The sequence below is a fragment of the Akkermansia sp. UNK.MGS-1 genome (assembly GCF_000980515.1).
Taxonomy (GTDB): Bacteria; Verrucomicrobiota; Verrucomicrobiia; order Verrucomicrobiales; family Akkermansiaceae; genus Akkermansia; species Akkermansia muciniphila.
Window position 1 is genome coordinate 89,044 of the sequence record NZ_LBCB01000039.1, and the last position, 23,217, is coordinate 112,260.

General features: G+C 54.4%; 18 protein-coding genes. 11 read left to right on the forward strand and 7 right to left on the reverse strand.

Annotated features, from left to right (window positions below; all coding sequences use genetic code 11):
* The first annotated feature begins 264 nt into the window (after nucleotides 1–264).
* The 10 genes from kdsA (at nucleotide 265) to WW58_RS11370 (ending at nucleotide 14,801) form a co-directional block, all read left to right on the forward strand.
* Nucleotides 265–1,080 carry a 3-deoxy-8-phosphooctulonate synthase gene (gene kdsA / locus WW58_RS11320; protein WP_046437746.1) on the forward strand — a complete coding sequence of 272 codons (816 nt, stop codon included), beginning with the start codon at nucleotides 265–267 and terminating at the stop codon, nucleotides 1,078–1,080.
* A complete protein-coding gene (locus WW58_RS11325; RefSeq protein WP_046437748.1) occupies nucleotides 1,077–1,556 on the forward strand; it encodes a hypothetical protein in 480 nt (159 codons plus the stop codon). The genes kdsA and WW58_RS11325 overlap by 4 nt, the downstream gene beginning before the upstream one ends.
* Nucleotides 1,557–1,568: 12 nt before the next feature.
* Nucleotides 1,569–2,528: an LptA/OstA family protein gene (locus tag WW58_RS11330; RefSeq protein WP_046437750.1), complete on the forward strand. Its 960-nt coding sequence runs from the start codon at nucleotides 1,569–1,571 to the stop codon at nucleotides 2,526–2,528.
* A complete protein-coding gene (gene lptB, locus WW58_RS11335) occupies nucleotides 2,525–3,271 on the forward strand; it encodes an LPS export ABC transporter ATP-binding protein (protein WP_012419731.1) in 747 nt (248 codons plus the stop codon). Before WW58_RS11330 ends, lptB begins: the two co-directional genes overlap by 4 nt.
* A gap of 20 nt (nucleotides 3,272–3,291) precedes the next feature.
* On the forward strand, nucleotides 3,292–4,176 hold the full coding sequence (locus tag WW58_RS11340) for a haloacid dehalogenase-like hydrolase (RefSeq protein WP_012419732.1): 885 nt from the start codon (nucleotides 3,292–3,294) through the stop codon (nucleotides 4,174–4,176).
* Nucleotides 4,177–4,201: 25 nt separating this feature from the next.
* Nucleotides 4,202–5,584, forward strand: a complete 1,383-nt coding sequence (mpl, locus tag WW58_RS11345; RefSeq protein WP_012419733.1) for a UDP-N-acetylmuramate:L-alanyl-gamma-D-glutamyl-meso-diaminopimelate ligase — start codon at nucleotides 4,202–4,204, stop codon at nucleotides 5,582–5,584.
* Between the two features lie 24 nt (nucleotides 5,585–5,608).
* Nucleotides 5,609–6,928 carry an OmpA family protein gene (locus WW58_RS13645; protein WP_012419734.1) on the forward strand — a complete coding sequence of 440 codons (1,320 nt, stop codon included), beginning with the start codon at nucleotides 5,609–5,611 and terminating at the stop codon, nucleotides 6,926–6,928.
* Between the two features lie 82 nt (nucleotides 6,929–7,010).
* Entirely contained in the window at nucleotides 7,011–9,020 is a 2,010-nt protein-coding gene (locus WW58_RS11355; protein ID WP_022197133.1) for an ATP-dependent helicase, read from the forward strand.
* 983 nt (nucleotides 9,021–10,003) lie between these two features.
* Entirely contained in the window at nucleotides 10,004–13,159 is a 3,156-nt protein-coding gene (locus WW58_RS11365) for an autotransporter family protein (protein ID WP_288143458.1), read from the forward strand.
* Nucleotides 13,160–13,589: 430 nt separating this feature from the next.
* On the forward strand, nucleotides 13,590–14,801 hold the full coding sequence (locus tag WW58_RS11370) for a hypothetical protein (protein ID WP_143246960.1): 1,212 nt from the start codon (nucleotides 13,590–13,592) through the stop codon (nucleotides 14,799–14,801).
* On the opposite strand, the gene miaA is transcribed toward WW58_RS11370, so the two are convergent.
* The 6 genes from miaA to WW58_RS11400 are packed head-to-tail and all read right to left on the reverse strand — an operon-like array spanning nucleotide 14,798 to nucleotide 20,647.
* Entirely contained in the window at nucleotides 14,798–15,721 is a 924-nt protein-coding gene (gene miaA, locus WW58_RS11375) for a tRNA (adenosine(37)-N6)-dimethylallyltransferase MiaA (protein WP_046437759.1), read from the reverse strand. The two genes, WW58_RS11370 and miaA, sit on opposite strands and share 4 nt — an antisense overlap.
* A gap of 44 nt (nucleotides 15,722–15,765) precedes the next feature.
* Entirely contained in the window at nucleotides 15,766–16,506 is a 741-nt protein-coding gene (locus tag WW58_RS11380) for a GDSL-type esterase/lipase family protein (RefSeq protein ID WP_046437761.1), read from the reverse strand.
* A complete protein-coding gene (locus WW58_RS11385; protein WP_046437763.1) occupies nucleotides 16,487–17,590 on the reverse strand; it encodes an acyltransferase family protein in 1,104 nt (367 codons plus the stop codon). The genes WW58_RS11380 and WW58_RS11385 overlap by 20 nt, the downstream gene beginning before the upstream one ends.
* 46 nt (nucleotides 17,591–17,636) lie before the next feature.
* A complete protein-coding gene (locus WW58_RS11390) occupies nucleotides 17,637–18,254 on the reverse strand; it encodes an acyltransferase (RefSeq protein ID WP_257227985.1) in 618 nt (205 codons plus the stop codon).
* Complete coding sequence (locus tag WW58_RS11395; protein WP_046437765.1) at nucleotides 18,254–19,399, reverse strand: glycosyltransferase family 4 protein; 1,146 nt, start codon at nucleotides 19,397–19,399, stop codon at nucleotides 18,254–18,256. Before WW58_RS11395 ends, WW58_RS11390 begins: the two co-directional genes overlap by 1 nt.
* 24 nt (nucleotides 19,400–19,423) lie before the next feature.
* On the reverse strand, nucleotides 19,424–20,647 hold the full coding sequence (locus WW58_RS11400; protein WP_215833629.1) for a glycosyltransferase family 4 protein: 1,224 nt from the start codon (nucleotides 20,645–20,647) through the stop codon (nucleotides 19,424–19,426).
* Nucleotides 20,648–21,003: 356 nt separating this feature from the next.
* Here WW58_RS11400 and WW58_RS11405 point away from each other — a divergent pair, with 356 nt between their 5' ends.
* Nucleotides 21,004–22,566, forward strand: coding sequence for a lipopolysaccharide biosynthesis protein (locus WW58_RS11405; protein ID WP_046437769.1), 1,563 nt, complete (start codon nucleotides 21,004–21,006; stop codon nucleotides 22,564–22,566).
* Between the two features lie 53 nt (nucleotides 22,567–22,619).
* Here the strand turns inward: WW58_RS11405 and WW58_RS11410 are convergent.
* Nucleotides 22,620–23,217 (reverse strand): hypothetical protein (locus WW58_RS11410; protein ID WP_288143459.1); only part of this gene is annotated, 598 nt, incomplete at its 5' end.

The window sequence follows — 23,217 nt, forward strand, 5'->3', positions numbered from 1 at the left end:
AAGTAACGCATGATGGCCGTTTGTAACAAAAAGTCCGGAGGGCGGCAACTCCATACGCTTTTTTCCAATCCATGCTCCCCTCCATTTACACGCACCTATCTAAAAAATATTTACCATATTTATAACAAAATCATTATATCGAATATAAAAAGATACTTCCGGAAAAATAAACCTTCGCCTCCGAATCTCCGCGCGGAGGCAGGATAGCGGCTTGACCGAAAGGCCTGAAACCGTCATGATACAAGGACATACAGGTTTTGTTTTATGTCGTTTTACATTCAATCCGTTGAAATCGGCGGCCCGCGGCCGTTCTACCTTCTGGGCCCCTGCTCTCTGGAATGCGAATCCTTTGTATGGGAGATGGCCCGCTCCATCAAGGCCATCGCGAAAAACCTGGATGTCCCGCTGATTTTCAAAGCTTCCTACGACAAGGCGAACCGCACTTCCGTCACCTCTTTTCGCGGCCCCGGCGTGCGGGAAGGCTGCCGCATTCTGTCGGAAATCGGCAGGGAGCTGAAGCTGCCCGTCGTTACGGATGTGCATACGGCCCAGGAAGCGGAAATTGCCGCCGAATACGTGGATCTGCTCCAGGTTCCTGCTTTTTTGTGCCGCCAGACGGATCTTCTGGAAGCCTGCGCCAAGAGCGGCCGGCCCGTGAATATCAAAAAAGGGCAGTTCCTGGCTCCGTGGGATACCGTGAACATCGGGGAAAAAATGCGCGCCTTCGGCTGTGACGAATTCATGATGTGCGAACGCGGCACCACCTTTGGTTATAACAATCTGGTGGTGGACATGCGCTCCCTGTACTGGATGAAACAGGAAGGTTTTCCCGTCGTATTCGACGCCACTCACGCAGTTCAGAAACCCGGGGGATTGGGAGGAACCACGGGAGGAGACAGCGAGCTGGCCCCCGTGCTGGCATCCGCCGCCATGGCGACGGGCAGCATTGACGGCGTGTTCATGGAGGTGCACAAAGACCCGTCCAAAGCGCTTTCCGACGGCCCCAACCAAATTCCTCTCCACCTGCTTGAAGGAGTGCTGAAACGCCTTCAGTCCATCCACCAGGCGGTTCAGTCATGATGAAATTATTGTCCACATGCTTTTTGACGGCCGCCCTGTACGGCACGGAGGCGCAAGCGGACACCAGCCTGCCCGTAGCCACGCCTTTTGCCGGCGTAGATAAAAAATTACCTATGCTGGAGCTTCTGCCCGTAGGCCAGGTGCTCCCAAAAGTCAGCCTGTCACGATATGAAGGGCCGCGCCTTTCCATGCTGCTGACGGCTTCAAGCGTGACCGTGGCCGCCCCGCAGGAAATTGCCGCGAATATCCTGAACGTGTACTTGTACGGAAAAAACAACCAGACCTCCCACCTTTTCACGCAGGCCGCCTCTTATTTTCTGGATAAAAAACTGGCCGTCTCCCATACGGAAACCACCCTCAGGGAAGAAAATCTTTCCGCCAAAGGGACCGGCCTTTACCTGGACACCAATATCAAGAGGGGCATCATTCTGGGTCCCGTTCAAACCACCATCCGCATGGCTCAACGCAACAAGTAACCATTCCTTTTTATGAAAAAACTTTCCTCCCTGCTGCTGGCCCTGGCCGGAAGCCTTGCCTGCAGCGGCGCCAACGGCGTTCCCTCCCACATTGTCCAGCCCCTGCCCAGGGAACTGGATCCCCGCCTGGAACAACCCCTCACCCCGCCTTCCCATATTGTACGCCCCCTGACGGAGGAAGAGACAGCCCGGAGGGAACGGGAACTGGCCCCTGTTCCAACCGCAGGCTTGAAGGAAGACGGGGAAAAGGCGATTCAAACATACAGCGCGCAGGAAAAAACCGTAGACGGGCGGATTCAAGAATTCCGCCAGCAGCACCAGGTTGCCGGAAATACCCCCGCCCCGGCTGCGGAAACGACTCCCTCTTCCGCAGCATCCGGCCCGGAGGAAGGCTTCCTGCAGGCCAATTCCCCAAAAGACCTGTACACCGTAGATTGTGACGGAGACTTGTACTTCGATATGGAAGAAGGCGTTCTGGTGTTCATGAAAAATGTCCGGGTGCGCAACCCCGGCCTTTCCATGGATTGTGCGGATCATCTGAAAATTTATGCGGAATTCGTGCCGAAGAAACCGGGCGACAAAAAACCCTCCGACATCAAGAAGGAAAAGGGAAAAGAGGGGGACCAAACTCAGGTGGCTCTCCCCAACGGAGGCAATTTCGACTACAATTCCATTAAAACAGTCGCGGCTTCCGGCAACGTAAAAGCCAGTTACACCAACAAACAGGGAGAAACAAGCAACGCCCAGGCTGAAAAAATCACCTACAACGCCAAAACCGGAGAAATCATCCTGACGGGCGTCCCGGTCATCGTCACTCCGGACGTCATCGTGAAAAATCCGAACAAGGATGCTTTCATTCGGGTGTATTCCAACGGAAACATGTACGGCAGCCGCGGAACCAAGACTACGTTCCGCCACGTAGACAAAAAACTTTCCGACCGGGAAAACCAGAAAACCAGCCGCAAACCGTGAGTTCGTTCCACTCTTCTCCTTTGCTAAGCGCCGAAGGCATCTGCAAAACCTACAAAACGCGGACCGTTGTGGACCAGGTCAGCCTGAAGGTAGGCCATGGCGAAATTGTGGGCCTGCTGGGACCGAACGGCGCCGGAAAAACCACTTCCTTTTACATGGTAGCGGGTCTCGTACGCCCGGATGAAGGCCGCGTGATTTTTGCGGACGAAGATATTACGGAATTGCCGATGAACCTGCGAGCCAGGCGCGGCATGGGTTATCTGCCGCAGGAAGAATCTATTTTCCGCAAGCTTTCCGTGGAGGATAATCTTCTGGCCATTCTTCAGACCCGCAAAGACATGACTTCCCGCCAGCAAAAGGACCGCGCCGTAGAGCTGATGGACCGCTTCGGCATCACCAAGCTGCGCCGCTCCATGGCCATCCAGCTTTCCGGCGGCGAAAAGAGAAGGCTGACCATCGCCCGCGCCCTGGCTACCAGCCCCAAACTGCTGATGCTGGACGAACCGTTCAGCGGCGTGGATCCCATCGCCGTTTCAGACATTCAGAAAATCGTTATGGAACTGCGCGATACGGACGGCCTTTCCATCCTGATTACGGACCATAATGTGCGGGAAACCCTCCACATCGTGGACCGCGCCTACATTTTGTTTGAAGGGAAGGTGATCAAGCACGGTACTTCCGAGGAAATCGCCAACGACCCCATCGCCCGCAAGCAGTATCTGGGCGACCAGTTCCGCATGTAACTTTATTTTCCGTCTTTCCCATGTCCTCCCCGCAGAATACGATCGCCCTGGTTTTCGACTACGACCAGACCCTGAGTCCCTTCTACATGCAGGATCAGGCCATCTTCCCGGAATTCGGCATTTCTCCGCAGGAATTCTGGACCAGGTGCAACGCCACCGGAGAAAGAGAAGGCTGGGACGGAGAACTGATTTACATGAAAAGCCTGCTGGACGCCCTTTCCCTGGACCGCGTCAGCAACGCCCGGCTTACCCAGCTTGGAGAGCGCCTCACCTTTTACCCCGGTTTGCCGGACTTTTTTAACGCGTTCCCGTCCATGACCCTCTCCTCCCTTCATACGGATCTGGGCATCAGCATTGAATACTATATCATCTCCTCCGGTTTGAAAGCCCTGATTGACGGTTCCGCCCTACGCCCTTATTTCAAGGCCGTATTCGGATGCGAATTCAGCGAGGAGAACGGCTACATCAATTTTCCCAAGAGAGTCATTTCCCACACCACGAAAACCCAGTACCTTTTCCGCATCAACAAGGGAATGCTGGATTACGACCAGGACGTAAACGACCACATGCCGGAAGACATGCGCCCCATTCCTTTCGCCAACATGATTTACATCGGCGACGGCCCTACGGACGTTCCCTGCTTCACCGTCATGCGCCGGAACGGAGGCCACGCCGTAGCCGTATATAATCCGGAAGATGAAACCGGCCGCAGTTTCCGCAAATGCTATAACCTGGCCTCCAATTCCGACCGCGTGAATTTCATCGCCCCGGCGGATTACACGCCCGGCAGCCATCTCACCCGCCTGCTGTCCGGCATGGTCACGGATATCGCCAACGGCATTGTGCGCCGCCGGGACCGGGCTCTGGCGGATTCCTGTATTGCGGCTCCTTCCTTTTCCAAATAAAACCCGCTCCATTCCTCTCCCCGTCATGAACAGCCATTTCCACTTTCTCGGCATCTGCGGCACCGCCATGGGCGCGGTAGCCGCCGCCATGGCCCGCCGCGGCTTTACCGTCACCGGTTCCGACGCCAACGTCTATCCCCCCATGTCCACTTTTCTGGAGGAGGAAGGCATCACCCTGTTTGAAGGCTACAAGGCTTCCAACATCCCGCCGGATGCGGACGTCATCGTCATCGGTAATGCCATGAGCCGCGGCAATGAGGAGGTGGAAGCCGTGCTCCAACGGCGCCTGCGTTACCTTTCCCTCCCGGAGACGATGAAGGAATACTTCCTGCGCGGCAAGCGCAACTATGTGGTAACAGGCACCCACGGAAAAACCACCACCACATCCATGCTGGCGTGGCTGATGGAGGATTCCGGGCTGAACCCCAGCTTCATGATTGGCGGCATTGCCCGCAATCTCGGACGCGGGGGCCGTTTTACGGATTCCGATTTTTCCGTGCTGGAGGGGGACGAGTACGACACGGCGTTTTTCGACAAGCGTTCCAAATTTCTGCACTACCTCCCGGAACTGGTGGTCATCAACAACATTGAATTTGATCACGCGGATATTTACAATTCCCTGGAGGAAATCAAATTGAGTTTCCGTCGGCTGACCCAGATCATCCCCCGCAACGGCCTGGCCCTGGTCAACGCGGACGATCCCAACTGCCTGGACGTGGTTAAGGGGGCCCCGTGCCCCGTCAAGACGGTGGGCTTTTCCGACTCTTCCAACATCCGTATCCTGGATGTGGAGACCTCCACGGACGGCAGCCATTTCACACTGGAAGGAACCCGGTACTACGTACCGATGATTGGAGAGTTCAACATCCGCAACGCCGCCATGGCAATTGCAGCCGCACAATTTGCGGGACTGAACGTCAAGCAGCTGGCGGATTCCATGAGCCGCTTTGAAGGCGTGGCCCGCCGCCAGGAAGTCAAGGGGGTGGTCAACGGCATTTCCGTAGTGGACGACTTCGCCCATCATCCAACAGCCATCAAACAGGCCATCCTGGGCCTGCGCCAGCGCTATCCGGAATCACGCATCTGGGCCATTTTCGAACCGCGCTCCAACACCACACGCAGAAATATCTTCCAGAATGAACTGGCGTTGTCCCTCGCTACGGCGGATTTCCCTGTGGTAGCCGCCGTGGATCATCCGGACAAGGTGGCTCTGGAGGAACGCCTGGACCTCACCAAACTTTCCAACGACCTTTCCGCACTGGGCAAGGACGCTCTGATCGGCGGCCATGCCCAGGAAATCGTCTCTGCCGTCTGCAAGAAAGCCCAGCCGGGAGACGTTATTCTGGTAATGAGCAACGGCGGTTTTGAAGGCATTCACGCCAAATTGCTGGAAGCACTGAACGCCTGACCCTTCTTCATACATCCACTTCCAATGAAAAACGCATCCACCATCACCGCCTTCATCATCAGCTTCCTGGTCGTAGGCAGCCTGGCCCTGGTTTTCCTGTTCCTTGACAATAAGGAAGAGGAACCCGCCGCCGCTGAACCGGCGGCGCAAACGGAAGTACCGGCACGCCAGACGGTAACGCCCCAACCCACCGTCGACCCGCTTACCAAGGAAGATATCAGCCGGCAGACGGCTACGCCGCCCTCCCTGATCAATCTCAGCTCCCCCCAGACACTGGCGCAGGCAATTGCCAAAGTCATTCAGGACCGGGATGAGGACATCCTGAAATCCCTGGAAATCCAGCAGGCCGTGACGGAGAACCAGAGCCGCCTCATCCGGGAGCTCATGGAAGCCCGCCATATACGCCTTTCCTCTCCCGGCATCACCAGCATCGGCGCGAACAACCAGGGGGCCAATCCCACAGCCAGATACACGCTCAATTTCAGCAGCGGCGCGCGCGGCTACCTGGATATGAAGCGCAATGACAAGCAACAGTGGACGCTGGATACCCTCACTCTGCCCAGCAAGCAGGATCTGGCCAAGGACAAAGTCGCCCCCATGGCGATGAATGACCCCATGGGCATCGTCAGTTCCTTCATGGATGCCGTCGCCAAGGCGGATTTCCGCGGGGCGAGGAAGTTCGTGGACGGAACTAAAGTGCAGGATGCCACGGTAGCCGGTTTGTGCATTCTGTTTGAGGAGGGGGCTTTCCGGCTCCGGGAGGACGCTCCCATCAAAACCGCCTACGAAGCGCCCACCAATGCGGGGTTTTTCGTTCATCTTCAGGACGCCCAGGGCAGGAAGGCCGGCAATGTAGGCCTGACCGTGGCCAAAACGGACGGACAATGGCTGGTTGCGGAAGCTTCCCTGGACAGCATGCTGGAAGCCTATACGAAACGGCAGGGGGCCGGAGACGACATCTTTATCCCCATTGTAAAAAATCCCCAGGGCGGCGATTCCCTGGCCCTGTTCTTCGGCTTTAATGAAGATACCCTTTCCAAGCGTTCCGAACGCCAGCTGCAAATCGTAGCGGAAGCTATCAAGATGGACAGTGGCAAGAAGCTGGAAATCAGCGGCCATACGGATGACGTGGGGAGCGAACGCTACAACCAGGGGCTCTCCGAACGCCGTGCGGCCGCCGTGAAAGCCCAGCTCGTCCAGTTCGGCGTTCCTGCGGAAAGAATCGTTACCAAGGGATTCGGCAAATCTCAGCCGCGCCGAACCTACTCCCCCACGGCAGACGAAGAAACAAGGGATGAAGCCCGCAAGGAAAACCGCCGCGCGGAAATGTACCTGGACTTTTAAAAGAGTCATCAGAGAGCAGAGAAGGGGCAAGCCTTTCCAACTTCTCTATTTACTGTTGCCTGTCAATTATTAACCATATTCCATGGCTCGCCGATATGTCATCAGGCAGGATGCCGCGCCGGTCGCCCCCATCTCCGGGATCGACTACCGTACGGCCCTCAATGAAGAACAGTACGCCGCCGTTTCTTCAGAACCGGGGCCGGCTCTTGTCATCGCAGGAGCCGGATCGGGAAAAACGCGCACGCTGACTTATCGCGTGGCCTGGCTTCTGGATCACGGTACGGACCCATGGAACATTCTGCTGCTTACCTTCACCAATAAGGCGGCGCGGGAAATGACGGAACGGGTGCGTTCCCTGATTCCCCTGGACTTGTCCCGCCTGTGGAGCGGCACGTTCCATTCCATTGCCAACCGCATCCTGCGCCAGCATGCGGAATACCTGGGATATACGCCGGCTTTTACAATCATGGACTCCGACGACCGCAAATCCATGATTAAAAGCGTGGTCAAATCCCTCAAACTGGATGAGAAATCCACCCGCTTCCCCAAGCCGGAAGTTCTTTCATCCCTGTTCAGTCTGGCAGACAACGAGGGAGCCAATATCCGGGAAACGCTGGAAAACGCCTATCCCTACCTTTCCAACCACCTGGACGCCATCCTGGAGGTGCATGACCAATACGTAGCCCGCAAGCAGGAAACCAACAGCATGGACTTTGACGACCTGCTTCTCAACGTCGTGAGGCTTTTTCAGGAACAGGAGCACCTGCGTGCCCTGTACGGTTCCCGCTTCCAGCATATTCTGGTGGATGAGTACCAGGACACCAATTACCTCCAGAGCCGCCTCATTGACATGCTGGCCCGGGAACACGGCCAGCTGATGGTGGTGGGGGACGATGCCCAGAGCATCTACTCCTGGCGCGGAGCGGACATGGAAAATATTCTCAGCTTTACTACCCGCTATCCGGCGGCAAAGACTTTCAAGATAGAAACCAATTACCGCAGTGTGCCGGAAATTCTGGAGCTTTCCAACGCGGCTATCGCCGCCAACGAAGTTCAAATTGAAAAACAGCTCCGCTCCGTGCGGCCCACCGGGGAAATGCCCCCCGCCCTTGTCCCGCTCAACGACGACCGGATACAGGCCAAATTTGTCGTCCAGCGTATCAGGGATCTCATTGAAGAAGGCACGGACCCCAGTGAAATAGCCGTGCTTTACCGCGCCCACTTCCACAGCATGGAATTGCAAATGGAACTGACCCGCGGAGAAATACCTTTCCGCATCACCAGCGGCATCAGGTTTTTCGAGCAGGCCCATATTAAGGACGTGGTGGCATTTATGCGTTTTGTGGTCAATCCCAAGGATGAACTTTCCTTCCGCCGCATGGTGATGCTGCTGCCCGGCATCGGCCCTGGAATGGCCCAAAAACTCTGGATACGCTGGACCGCCTGCCCGGAAAGCCGGCAGGAAACCCCTCCGGAATCCTTTTCCGCCCTGATGTTGGATTTCCCGGTTCCTGCCAAATCCAGAACGGCCTGGACGCAGCTTTGCTACACACTGGATGAACTGGCCCCCGCCGGAAAGCTGGCCGGTCCGGCCTCCATGCTCCTTTCCATCAATGAGGCCGTGTACGACGAGTACATGCAGGCCGCATTCGAAAATTACGACCAGCGCAGGCAGGATCTTCTGCATCTGGCCGGATTTTCCGAACGCTTTGAATCCACGGAGGATTTTCTTTCCCAGCTTTCCCTTTTGGGCAACACGGATGATGAAAGCGCCGCGGCGGACTTCTCCGGCGGCTCCGTCACTCTGTCCACTATCCACCAGGCCAAGGGACTGGAATGGTCTGTCGTCTTCCTGATCGGCCTGTGCGACGGCATGTTTCCGCACCAGCGGGTAATTGACGACGGAGACCTGGCCGGGCTGGAAGAAGAACGCCGCCTTTTTTATGTAGGCATTACCCGCGCCAAGGACCAGCTTTACCTGACCTACCCCCGCTGGAACTGCCGCGCCCAGGGAGGAACCTTCATGCAAATGCCCTCCCGCTTTCTGGATGAATTCCCAGCCGGCCTGGTGGAAGAGTGGGAGGTGGAATAATCCAGCTCTCCTCTCCCGGGTTGTATCCGGGAAACGCCGGTTCTCAATCTTCTCCCGCCGGACAGGGAAAACGCGGCGCGGAGTTTCCGAAGGGTTCTTTTCCCACCCATTTGCATTCCTGCTTCCAACCCTTATCCGGAGATATTTCCGTCTTTCCCGGAAAAGGGAATTCCCTGATAACCCCGGCCACATTCCAAAAACCGTGACACCGCGGCTCTTACCGCATCCTTCCGTTTCTACCGCTGCGGTTCATCACCGCCATATCCAGCAAAACCAATAAGGGAAGGCCCTCTCCTAGGGAAGCTCCATCTGCATATGCGGGCCGCGTCAAAAAATACCCCGACCAGACTTTCATTCGCAAAGGTTTATGAGTCGCCCGCATTTATTCGGGCCATTCCTCCCGGCCTTCAATCTCGCCAAACTTCTAAATTAATCATGAAACCTATTAACAAACAATATATTCATCTATCCGGACAACGTTGAATATATCTCTCCATATGGAACCATTACCTCAGTTCCTGTTTCAGCTGGGAAACGCAGTAATCAGGATACACAAAAAATAACATAATACATTTGTTATTATTAAAATAGTCAATCTTTTACATCATAACAGACCTGACGTAAAATTTATAAAAATTTTAACTTTTAATATTCAGAAAATGATTCAGACAAAAACGGATAATCTCAACAAAAAAAATACTAAATTAAATAATTTCTAAATAATTTAATTTTTCCAATAAAATATGAATTATTCTCAATTTTATTAAAATTCTTTTCCGGCTCAAGACTGAAAAAAACTGTCATGATTAAATTATTTGAAGAAGAAGTATAACCAATTCATTATGAACAATTTTAATTATTATTTCCATTAATTTCTCTCATGTCATTCCGGTGAACGAACCGGAATGAGAATCATCTAAAATCTCGGGCGCCGTGATTGTCACGAACGCATAACCATCTAATCATTAAAAAAATAAAAAAGCATGAAATTAAGACTCCCACATATGCTGCTGGCGGCTGTTATCGCCTGCCTTGGCAGTTTCTCCGTTGCTACGGCAGCTGACTATGCAGTCAACAGTGCCGATGAATTCGTTACGGCCTGGAACCAGGCTGCCGCTTCCAATGAAGCTTCAACCATCACGATTACCGTACCTTCCGGCTCCGACAATATCACGCTGACCCAGGAACAACGAGCCCAGTTGAACGCCATCTCCGGGACGGGCAATGTTACCGTCCAAATGGCGGACGCCAGCAACCAACTGATTAATTTCAATTATGATCTGGTTAATAACCAGGTCAGCTTTAACGACATCACCCTAAAAGAACTCCCGGGAAGCGACAATGACATTGTGGTGGCGAATGCTTCAACTACCACCACTATTGACGGCAGGAATATTGCCATCAAGGGTGCGAATGATGCCGCCAATCCCAGGACAGTGGGAGCCACCGTCACCTCCACGAACGGACAGGTAGGCATCGGCGACAATGTTTCCATGGAAAAAGCCGTTACCGTCACCGGCCAGGCAACTCAAACCGTAGATCCGGCAACGCCGCCGACAGGACAAGCCTATACCAGGACGACGTACAATACTTACAATAATTCCAACGAACAGGCCGTGGTCCTGGGCAACAACGTCACGATGCAGGATACCGTAACGGCGACTGGTCAAATCGTCAGCGATCCGGCGTCCAAAGTTGCGCTGAACGGAGATGTGACCTCCACGGCGGGAATCGGCACCGTAACTACGGAACAGTTTGACGCCTCCAACACCCAGACCGGCAAAACCGTCATCGACTCTATGGATGACAGCGTCTCCGGCGGCATCATTCTTGGAGAAACCACAGCCGGGGCCGTCACCCTCAAAACTGAGGGCGGCAATATTTCCCTGGGAGACAATTCCATCCTGGATGGCACTACTGTTTCCGCAGAATCCGCCGACCTGAACAAAACCGTTTACAGCAATGACGGAGGCAGCTGGAATACCATCGCAAGCACGGAAAAGCTGGGCACCATCGAAGGCAGCGTCACGCTGGGTGAAAATACTACCGTCAAGGGAAATTCCACCCTGACGGCGGATGACAATATCGCCATCGGCAACAACAGCGTCATCACCGGCAATACCGCCGCTGACGGCGTGATCTCCGCAGGTGGCCAGATTTCCATCGGGGACGGTCCCCAGGTTTTGGATAACACCGCCACCAGCGACGGCAAAGCCGCCATCAACCTGGCGGACGGGCAAACCCTGTACATCGGCTCCGGAGCAATCCTTTCCGGCAATACATCCAACGGCGTTTCCGGTTCCGTGCAGGCGGGCCAGAACACCCGGATCAACGTTTATACGGACGCCACCGCCTATACCTTCATCAATGACGGCATCTCCACCGCGGCCGCCTCTTCCACGGCTGACGCCGCTCCGCTGGTTGCTGACCAGACCGTCATGACGAAGACCGGAGCGGGAACTCTCGTTTACGGCGGCACAGGAACCACCGATACGTTCGGAGGAACCTACCAGCAGCTTGAAGGCAACCTGATCATCGGCCATGCCACCTTCGGCGCCGTTGACTCCGCCACCGGAAAAGTCGGTCCGCTCCAGTCCATCGACGGCGCCGTAATGGGGACGGACGATACTGTTTACGACATTCGGACGGGACAGGTGACCCTGGCGAAGAATTCCACCATGAAGGGAGCTTCCGCCACTTTCGGAGGCGATTCTACCTTGCTGCTGAGCGACGGGTCCGTACTGGACTTCGGCACTCCCGCCACGTTCCAGGATAATTCCCGCGTAGGCATCCAGGTATCCGACGCCAGCGGCAATCCCGTTCCGCTCGCCCAACTCCGCAAGGGCACGGAAAGCGTGACGGTCACGCTGAACGGCACGGACATTTCCGGACGCCTGCTGAACAACGTATTCCTGAGCACCACCATGGCTCCGGGAACGGCGGAAGGCACCACCACCATCACCCAGGATATGAAGGGCATTGACGGTCCCATGTCCGGCTACAACGGCAACGTTTACACCGTAGCGGCCGCTCTGGAAAACAACCGTCTGAATGTGGCCGCCGGTTCTCCCGCCGCCCAGTTCTATGAAAACCTGTTCCGGGCCACGAGCGCGGATGAAGCGGCCCGCATCATCCAGTCCGTCAGCGGTGAACACGTGGTGAATTTCACTTGGGCAGCCAGCCGCACCGTGCGGAACTTCGCCGACCTGGGGCGCATTCAATCCGCCGCCTCCATGGCACGCCAGACGGAAGACACCGTTGAAGTAGTGGACGCCAAGGGTTCTCCGATCGCCCGCAAGACAATCGCCAGAGGCAACGGCAATATCTGGGTGGGCGGCATGGGAATCTGGGATGACCAGGATGCCCGCGACGGTGTTTCCGGGTATAAGTACAATGCCGGCGGTTATGCCGTAGGCATTGACTACAAAGCCGCTCAAGGTTCCCTGATCGGCATCGCCGCCGGTCAAAGCTTCGGCAGCTTCAAGGATAAGACGGGCATCGGCGCCGACTACGACGTCGATTCCTTCCTGGCCATGATTTATGGACGCATGCATCCCTTCAGGGACAGCAAGTTCACGCTGGACGGCTACGGCGCCTACGGACGTTCCCGTTTCAAGGGCGATTCCTACATGATGGGTTCCGCCGCCAATGGCAGAGCAGATACGGACACCTTCAGCGGCGGCCTGTACGGCACCTGGACGGAACGTTTCGCGCTCGGCAAAGCCTTTGTAACGCCTTACACAGGTATTGAGTTCATGACGTCCGAACTCAAGGGATTCTCTGAAAGCGGGCCTTATGGGCGCACTTTCGCCCACGCCCGGGCCCAGAACTGGACCATTCCTGTCGGCATTACGATCGCCCGTGCCTACCAGACGGACGGAGGCACCACCATCACCCCGGCCTTGACGGTAGCCGTAGCCCAGGATGTGAGCCGCATGAATCCGAAATCCAATGTCGCCGGCCCCCTCGGAACCTGGAACGCCCGCGGCGTCAATGTTGGCCGCACCGCATTCCGTTTGAATGCCGGCATTGATGTGCTCTTCTCCAACCAGTGGGGAGCACGCGTCTGCTACCAGTTCGAGACCCGCAACAAGCTGACCGCCCACGGTATCAACGGCGCCCTCAGCTATACGTTCTAAGTAGGAGAGCGCTCCAGCGCATGCTTTTACTTGGTTATGGTAGGCCCTTTCCCGACCCGCGCGGGAAAGGGTTTTCCGTATGTTTCCGCGTCCGTTCTTTTAATTCCTCTGCGGATTCCAAATCCGTACCCATATAAAAATGTTTCGTTGTAATAGGGTAAATGGATGTTGTATTGCATGGTGGTCTATTTTCTCATTTCTGATTTGTTATTATTCCAGTTATGTGTCTCCCTATTATGAAATTCCCGTAAGTTGTGATCCCATTATTTATCATCTCATGGGACGCGGAATGATGGAAGGGTTGATGCCTTATCGGGATTTGTTTGATCAAAAGGGGCCCTTCATTTTTTTGATATATGGCTTTTCCTACACCTTGTGTGGTTCTTACTGGCTTGTATTCGTTCTTGAGGTATTCGCAGTGACGGCCTCCATGATCTTTTGTTACAAGGCGGCCCTTCTCTTCGTATCTGGAAAAAAAGCGTTTATCGTTTCGCTGCTCATCCTTTATTCCATGTGCAGTTTCCACTATTATGCAGGAGGAGGTCATCCCTCCGAATTTATTCTGCCTTTCCAGTTTGCCGCGATTTATGGAGTGTGCCGCCTGTATCGGGATCCCGATCGCTTCGTAAGAACGGGCGTGGTGTTTGGCGCGGGCATCGGGATGGCGCTTCTGTTGAAATTCAACTTGGCCGCTTTTTGGTTCGTTCCCTTCCTGTATGTCCTATATCGTGCGCGGATGACCGGGAAGGCATGGATTTTTACAGGAAGCGTGGGAGGAACGCTCCTGTTGATGCTGACGCCCTGCCTCTGGTATTTTTACAGCCGCGGCGCGTTGCTGGATTTATATGAAGGATACATTGTTTTTAATGCCGGTTACGGCGCCGATGCGGTATCGTTCAAGGAGATGTGCCGGAATTATTCCCAATGGGTGAAAAGGGATATCATGTATCCTAGCATGTTGATGTACATCGTGGGAGGAGCGGGGGTGATTTTAAGCCGGATGCCCGCCAGGGAAAAGATTTATTATACAGCCGCTTTTCTGATTACCTGCATGGGCGTCCAGGGAAATGGAAAGACGCATTTCAACCATTACGCCCAGACACTTATTCCCTTCGCTGCTGTGGGATACCTGGTGGTGGCCAGGATGATCCATGTGGAAGAGGTTGTTTCCCGAAAGTGGCGCCGATGGCTTTTTCCTCTGGTTGTTGCGGGAGTGATGGCTTGCACCTTCCTGAATTGCGTGGATTTTTCATGCAGAAGCCGCGCCCGCGAATGGATGTCCGCTTTTGCTCTTCCAGATACCAGTGATGAACCGGGGGGGGAGAATGCTTGTGCAGTCCTTGGGCGGCATGCCGTATGGTTTTACTGTGTCAATGGTTTGGTGCCGCCCATACGCACGTTTACGATTTGCGCTTCCGACAAACAGGGTGCAGAACGGGAAAGGATGCGTCAGTATCAGGAAATCCGCCGCGGAAAGATAGACTATGTGGTGATAGCGGGAGAATACTTCAAGCCGGACAACACGGAATCTCCCTCCCTGAGGGCTATGCGGGATTTGCTAAGTACGGAATATTGCCGGGAACGATCCTTTTTCAGAGAAGTGACGAACTTGGATATTTACCGCCGTGTGAAGAGGGATTAATGCCCCAGTTCTTCCATGATGCGTTCTGCAAGAGCCCGGGGAGAGTCGGAAGGGGAAGCCGGAAGTTGCCGGAGCCATTGTTCGCGTTTCAGCCAGGTGCGCTGCCGTTTGGCGTATTGCCGGGTGGCGAGTGCCAGCTGGATCTGGCAGTTTTCATGGGAAATTTCCCCGCGCAGCATGCTTCGTATCAATGCCAGGCCCAGGGTGCGTTCCGCTGTGGCGGAGCATGGGCCGAGGGAAGCCGCTTCCTCCACCGCGCCCTCCTGCATCATGCGTGCGGCACGGCGGGCGATTCTTCCGTCCAGTTCAGAAACATCCCTGCTGATGACCCAGCCGGGTCCACGTGGCGGGGCCAGCCAGTTCCTCTTCCAGAAGGAAAGAGGTTTCCCTCCGGCAAGGACGATTTCCAGATTGCGTTCCACATAACGCCGGTTGGCGGCATCCGTCGAGGCCGCTCCTTCCGGGTCCAGGGAAGAAAGCCTGGCGTATAGCGCTTCCGTGGAACAGTCCGCGAACGAGGCGCGGAGAGCAACGTCCCCCGGCGGCGCTTCCGACAGGCCGTGGGAGAGGAATTTAAAGTACAGGCCGGAACCTCCCGTGACGATGGCTATTTTCCCGCGTGCGCGGATTTTTTCCATGCAGCGCATGGCGCGGTGATAGTGTTCCGTGGCATTCCAGTTCCTTTGGACGGGAATAATGGAAACCATGTGGTGGGGAACCCGTTCCCGGTCCGCCGGGGAAGGCGCCGCCGTCAGGATGGGCATTTCCCGGTACACCTGGTAAGCGTCGGAACTGACAATTTCTGCGTCCAGCATCTCCGCCAGTTCCACGGCTGCCGCGGATTTCCCCGACCCGGTGGGACCTGCCAGGAACAGGGTCATGGGAAATGCTGCCTGATTGGGTGGAAAAGGTTCAATCATAACATGGAGTGATGACGGATAGAGCTTGTTGTTTTTGTGAGGCCCTAAAGACTGCTCCTGCTTAAAAGCTGTTGGAGGAAGCGGAAAAGCGGAGGCGAGATGGCTTCATATCCCAGGGCGTTGAGATGAAGGCCGTCCCAAGTATAAAGGCTGGCATCCTTTCCCGGAAGGAAGAAATGAAGGGGGAGGACATGGACATTTTTTCCAAAGTCGTGTTGGAGCAGACAATTTCTGAAGGTTTCCATGCGCGACCCTTTTTGCGCGATAAGCGGGGGGATGACAATGATGGCGGTCGTCTCCGGGCTGTAAATCTCCCTGATTTTTTTGACGATGGCCACGTTTCCCTGAAAAGCCGTCCATCCCAGGCTTTTTTGCACTCCCAGATTGTTGACCCCCGAATACAGGACGATTATTTTGGGAGTCAGCGGGCTTGTCAGGCCGTCATTGATGCGCCAGAGCAGGTTGCCCGTGGTCTCGCTTCTGGTTCCCAGGTTGAGGCATCCCAGAGGGGAAAACCAGGTTTCCCAGGAACGTTTCCCTTCTCTCAGCCAGAATTCCATGGTGGAGGAGCCCAGGAACAACACGGGGGCATGGGGATTCAGCCGGGCGTTGCGTTTGTCCTGCCGGTGTTTTTCCAGCAGGGCGCCCTGTTCCGGGGAATAGGGCAGGGGATGGACAGCCAAATGGTAACGGTAGGCGTGTTTGGCGCACCAGACGGCGCCTAATGCGGCCGGAACGGTTAAAAGAAAAAAGAGAATACAGGCCTTAATTTTTTTTGGGAACATGGGTGATGCGGTCGTTGGCGACATAGGGCAGGCAGGCCGGGAAGAGTTTTCTCAGGAAAAGGTAGAATGCGACAACAAGGAAAATGATGGCGGGGATTAATACAAAGGGAGCGAAAAAGGATTGTTTCCAAATATGGGTGGGGATCAACATGATTAAAGGGTAATGAAGAACGAATATCAGGAAACAGGCGGGAGCATAGTTGGACAGCTTTCTGGCGACGGGAATTTTCTTTTCCAGCCAGATTCCAAGGGCCATGAGAAGAAGCGCTCCGAAGACAGGGCAGAGGGAATTCAAATGGACAGCCGGCCAGGAGATATTCCATACTCCATAAGATGCCAGTATTTTGTGCATGTTCCATTCCGGGTTATTCTGGCAGACGCTTAAATAGTTGGTGATGCTGAGCAGAAACCCGGCGCCTACGGCGAGCAGGACGAAGGGAGTAAAGGAATTTTTGTAAAAGTGTTTTACTTCAGCCAGTTTGATGGAAGACAGGAAAAGGCCTAGGCTGAACAGGGAGACGGTGAATGGAGCAAGAGTGATTTTGTTGGACGGCACGGGGTATTGGAGCCAGTCCGTGCTGAAGCAAACCAGGATCAGGACAAAAACCGGATATTTCAATTTCAACAGGATGGGAGAAATGAGGGAGCAGAGAATAATATCCCTCAAAAACCATGTGGGCGGAGAAAAGGGCTCTCCCGTCAATTCATTGATGGAAAAAGGAATAAAATCGGGAGTGAAAAGGGAGCGGAAGCCTACAAGATTGCATAAGTATTCCGGCAATTCCATATTCATGATTCCCGGATGGAGGAAAGAGATGACTACATTCCAGAACAGAAAGGGAATGAGAAGCGTATAACTCCGTTTGAACGCTTTTTTCCAGGAATTATTCCGGCCCATGAAATAACCTGCCAGAATCAGGAAAAATGCCACGCGGCCGTTGAAAACCGGAAGCTGGAACAGGCTGGCGAAAGAAAAGGCCGGCGCGTGGACGCATACAATCAGGCATGCCGCGAGGAATCGGGATATGTCAATCCAATGTTCCCGGGATGAGGGTAATAAAATTGTAGGATTTTGCGGTGTCATGAAAGAGTCTGCCTTTGGAGCCCCCTGAGGCAGGCAGGGGAAATGCTCAAGGGCAGATGGCTTGTTGTGTTTCCCGGGGATGTTTGAGACGTTCGGGGAGCGGTTTATTTACTGCGGGATTTCCGATGGCCAGGCAGCCGGGAGGCACATCCCGGGTGACGACGGCTCCTGCGGCGACTACGGAGCCGGAGCCGATGGTGACTCCTTTCAAAATGGTGGCCCTGGCTCCGATGAAGCATCCTTCCCCGATGGAAATGGGCTGCCCCTGTTCGGGCTGCCCCAGAGTTGATCCCCACCTGGAGCCGCTCCGGGGATAGTGCATGTCGTTGTCCAGAATCAGCGCGTCCGCTCCTATCAGCGTGTGGCGTCCGATGCGGATGCCGTTGACGCAGACCAGGGCGGCTCCGCTGATGCCGCAGCCGTCCTCCAGAATGATGCTTGCCTGATTGGAAAGGGCGGCCAGGCAGGTGTGATGGGAAAGTACCGGATTCATCCGGGTCAGGGAGTGGATGGTGACTCCGTTGCCGATGGCGATGGACGCTCCCGGGAATTTTTTAATGAGGGGAAGCCCGGAAAGAATGACGCCCGTTCCGGTGCGCACCCCCTTGAGCCTGAGCAGCAGACGCCCTATTCCTGAAAGCAGATGGATAAGGAATAATTTCATCAGCGTGAATACAGCATGGTATGATAACGTGACAGGCACCCGGTTACTGTCTGCTTTACGTCCAGCAGGCGGCGGCATTCCTGATGCCGCTCCATTCCCATGGACATGGCCTTATCCAGGCTGGCTGAAAGTTTCTGCGCGGCCTCCCTGATGGCGTCGCTGTTGCGGACCGGGACAATATAGCCGGATACGCCGTCCTGGACATATTGAGTCTGCCCGCCTTCTTCCGTGGTGATTACCGGAAGGCCCATGACTCTTGCCTCCTTCACGATATTGGGGCAGCAATCCCCCAGGGTGGGATGCACCAGGAACCACGCCGTGGAGAGGCGCTGCTGGAGTTCTTCGCGGGAAATGCCGCCCAGCCAGTGGATATTGGGGGTGGACCGGGCTTCCAGCCTTTCCCTGAGGGCGCCGTTGCCCGCCACGAACAGCTGGACATGGGAAAGGGACGGATGCGTGAAGGCCTCCACCAGATAGGAGATGCCCTTCAGTTCGTAAATGGTTCCGGCAAAGAGGCAGGAAGGTTCTGGAGACGGGCTTCTGTCAAGATGGTAAAAGGAAGGTTCCACGCCGTATTCCATGCAGGACAGGCGGGCCTGGGGGGCAATTTCCGCAACGCGGTCGCATGCCCAGGGGGATTCGCACGTGATAAGATCATAATGTTTGACGGCCATGCGTTCCCAAAGGGCCTGCATATGGAGGAGGAAGGCCTGCGGAGCGCGCTGGCAGTAGGCGGTGAGGGCCCCCTGGTAGGAAAGGATCTTCTTTCCCCGGAAAGCAATCCCCGCCAGAGCGTAAGCCTGCTCCACGCCCCATACGTGCAGGAGGTCCGGCTGGATAGCGTTCAGGGTCTTGCGTATTCTCCGGACGGTCAGGAAATGGGCCGTCAGGATATTTTTGCCCATGCTGCCCAGGGGAAGAATATGGATGGTCTGGTTGCGCATCCGGATAGTTTCCGCGGCGGAAACGGCTTTGCTGAGAGTAATCCAGTGGATGTCAAAATCTTCCTGAGATTCCAGAGCATGGAAAAGGGAAAAAATCCAGGGAATCGCACGCCGGTCCTTGTTGCGGAAAGACGTCAGCAGCCGGCCCAGAGGGAGATCCGCTGCTATGGCTAATACGGGACGGGGGCGTTTGGGCGTCATGGATTGGGAAAAAGGGGCAAGGGGTTAGCAGGTGGATAAATGGTCCGGAACGATGGAGGACGCGAACGGAGACTTTTTTCCCGGACGGATGGAGGAAAAAAGCAGTTCCTCCCACTTCCTGTCTACTGCGTCGGGGGCGTAACGGGCTTCCCATTGCGGGAGGCCCTTACGTCCCAGTGTTTCCCGTGTTGTTTCGTCCGTCAGCGATTCCACAGCTTTTTCCAGCGCGGAGGGGGATGCGTTTTTCAGGACGATTCCCCCTTCCAGGGTGGAAAGGGCTCCTGCATCCGGAGCGAACCAGGGAACGCCGCATGACATCGCCTCCAGAATGGAGAGGGGCTGCTGTTCCTGGAAGGAGTAAAGAAAAACGGCATTGCTTTCCGTAATGGCGGCTTCTACCTCCGGACGCGGGAGCCTGTAGAGAATCCTGAATCTGGGGTCATCCCCGATAGCCTGTTCCATTTGTTCCGCATAGGAATTGCGCTGGGGAATGAGAAAAAGAAACGTGATCTGCTGAAGATGGGTGCGTTTCACATGGCGGATGAAGAGAAGCTGCCGTTTCCTCATGCTGGCGCTGGCGGGGCAGGTGAAAACGGGGGCGGAGGAAAGTCCGTATTTTTCCCGGAAAAAAGGAGCGGTTCTTTTCAGAGCCGGGAATGTGTTGGGAATGCAGGAGTAATGGGCAAGTTTGCGTCTGGATGCGCAGTAATAATCAAAGCTCTTGAAAAGTGTTCCGTAAGGGTCGAGAAAAACGAGACGGTTTAACGGTGATTTCCGGCACACGTTGAAGATATCCCTGCGTATTTGAAAAAAGGAGCAGAGCCATTTTTTCAAGCCGAAAAAAGGAGGATGGTTAAGGCGGAAAAAAGAGCGGAAGTTGGTAGCTGTTCCATGGGAGCGGAGGAAAAACGGAATGCCTGAATCCCGCGCCGCGTCCAGCAATTCTTCCCGGCACCAGTCCGCCCAGGAGTGGTAAATGATAACATCCGGCCGGAAATCTTTCAAAAACCCGTTCAGGTATTCTCTTAAACGGGCGCTGTCCTTCGTCAGGGTGTCCGGCAGGGTTGTGAGAGGGCTGTATGGGCGGGAGCGGAAAGGCTCCTCCGGTGAATCCAGCGGGCGGGTGAGGACGTGGATATCCCAGTTCAGAGAGCTCAGGCTGCAGGCCATTTCATAGGCAGCCATGCCTACGCCTTCTTCCTCCGGAGGAAAAACATATGTAACGATGAGAATCCTGCCCTTGCTCACGGGCGGTAATGTAGATGAAAAGAAGAAATAAAACAAGGACACTTTATGGAACTGTTCCGGTCCATGGAACCTGTAAAAATGAGGAATTTGTTTTTTAACCGATGAGCGGATAAGAAGGCGTCATGGGAACAGGCGATTCTGCCCGGTTTCTATCCCCTGTGAGGGCCTGTTGGCTGAGGATTCGTAAAAAGATATTGATGCGGCAGGATGTTGTGCTAGATTGGCACCGCTTTCCGTACCCGTATGGCCGCAATATGCCGTTGGTATATTGCCGGTTGAATAAATAATCCGGTTATTAATAAAACAGATATTTTTAACTTCTCCCGGGAAAGGATAAGGTTGATGGAATAAATAACATGGAAGAATCCCGCGTAAAGAAAAGCCTGTTGAACGCCAGGGTCAATCTCATTTTTTATGTTTTGATTCTTCTCATTTCCTTTTTTTCAAGGAAGATATTCTTGAATTGCCTAGGTGCTGATTTTGTCGGTTTGACGGGAACGTTAATGAGTCTGCTGAATTTCCTCAATTTGGCGGAACTTGGCATAAGCACGGCTATCGGGTATGTGCTTTACAAGCCGATTTTTGAACATGATGAAACCAGGATTAATGAAATTATCTCCGTGCTGGGATACATGTACCGGTGGATAGGGCGGATAATCATTGCGGCTGGAGTAGCGCTTTCCTGTTTCCTGCCGGTTATTTTCCCTTCCACAGGTTTTTCCTATGGAATCATCTATTTTGCTTATTATTCCTTTCTGGCCTCTTCCCTGATCGGGTATTTTGCCAACTACAGGCAGACCCTTTTGGGAGCGGACCAGAGGAATTACGTAGTGGCGTTTTATTTCCAGACGGCATCCATCATCAAAATCATATGCCAGATGCTGTCTGCATGGTATACGGGAAGCTATTATTTATGGATAGGGATAGAGCTGTTCTTCGGCATTATTTATTCCTTCATCCTGAATTGGAAGATCAATCAGGTCTATCCCTGGCTGAAGAGCAATGTGGCCCTGGGGAAGGAGCTGTTCAAAAAATATCCTGAAGTCACTAAATACACCAAGCAGTTGTTTATGCATCGGCTGGGAAGCTTTTTCCAGTTCCAGATGACGCCGTTCCTGGTATATGCCTTTGTTTCCCTCCAGATGGCGGCCTATTTCGGCAACTATTCCACCGTTGTGGAGAAACTGCACCTTCTGGTCAATAATATGCTCGGCAGTACGGAAGCCGGTGTGGGCAACTTGATTGCGGAGGGAAATGCGGGAAAAATCCGCAAGGTGTTCAGTGAATTGTTTTCCCTGCGCATGCTGATTGCCGGGACGGTATGTTTCCCCTTTTACCAGCTTTTGGAGCCATTCATCACGCTTTGGCTGGGGGCGGAATATATCCTTCCCCGGGAAATCATGCTGCTGCTCGTTATCAGGCTGTTCATCACCATTACGCGGGGGGTTGTGGATCAGTTTTTATACGGTTACGGTTTGTTCTGGGATGTATGGGCTCCTCTTGCGGAAAGCGTGATCAACATTTCCGTGGCGATCATAGGAGGTTACTTATGGGGATTGCCCGGCGTTTTGCTGGGGGGCATCTCCAGCCTGATACTTATTGTGGGCATATGGAAGCCTTTCATGCTGTATAACTGGGGATTCAGAAAAAATGTGATGAGTTACTGGTTCCAATTCGGTTACCAGCTGGCGCTGGTTTCGATTTCGGCCGTGTTCATGGGCTGGATCTGGAAATTCGTTCCCCTGCAGCCTTCCGCGTCTTTCTTTTCCTGGTTTTTATGCGCCTTCCTCATGGCCGTTTCTTATGGCGGAGTGACGGTTCTTTTAATGTATTGCGGTACGCAGGGCATGCGCGGAATGGTGCGCCGTGCGCTGGAGATGGCGGGAACCCGGTTGCCGTGGCGGAAAAAAACTGAATAGGGACGCAGAGGTGTTGCCGGGCATCGGGAATGGGGACGCTGCGTCATTTATGCTCAATCTTCAGTAGTCGTTTCGGCTTCCGGGTCAACAAAATCCTCCACCGCCTCGGAGACAATGATATTGCTCTCCATGGAGGAAAACCCGTAATACGCCGGATTGACATTATTGCAATGCAAGTGCATCGTCGCCGGAAGGAACGCTCCGGCCAACGCCCAGCTGTTGGCATTCTCCATATCAAGATAATATCCGGAAAAGGGATAAATATTCTCAAAGCAATGGACTCCCCTCACCGTGGCGATCTTGACGCAGCCGCGGGTGGAATTCCCGCCATGCAGCAGCCACAACGCTCCCCTGTCTTCGGTATCATATCCTCCGTCCTGGTATTGCTCGTAAACCACCGCGTACACGCAGACGGGATAACCGTTATTGGAAGACGTCTCCGGCGCGAGGGCCTGCGTCGTCTTCATCTTCCATTTCTGCTCGGCATTGGAATAATAAATCTCCCGGACACGAATGTGATACCCCCCTGCGGCCGCGTCCCGGACATGATCAAACGTAATATCGATAATCTCCCCAATCCTGTAGCCGCCCGCCGCCTGATCCGGCACCAGCGTAAATGCGTCCCTGTCCCTTCCCATGCGCACGACCGTT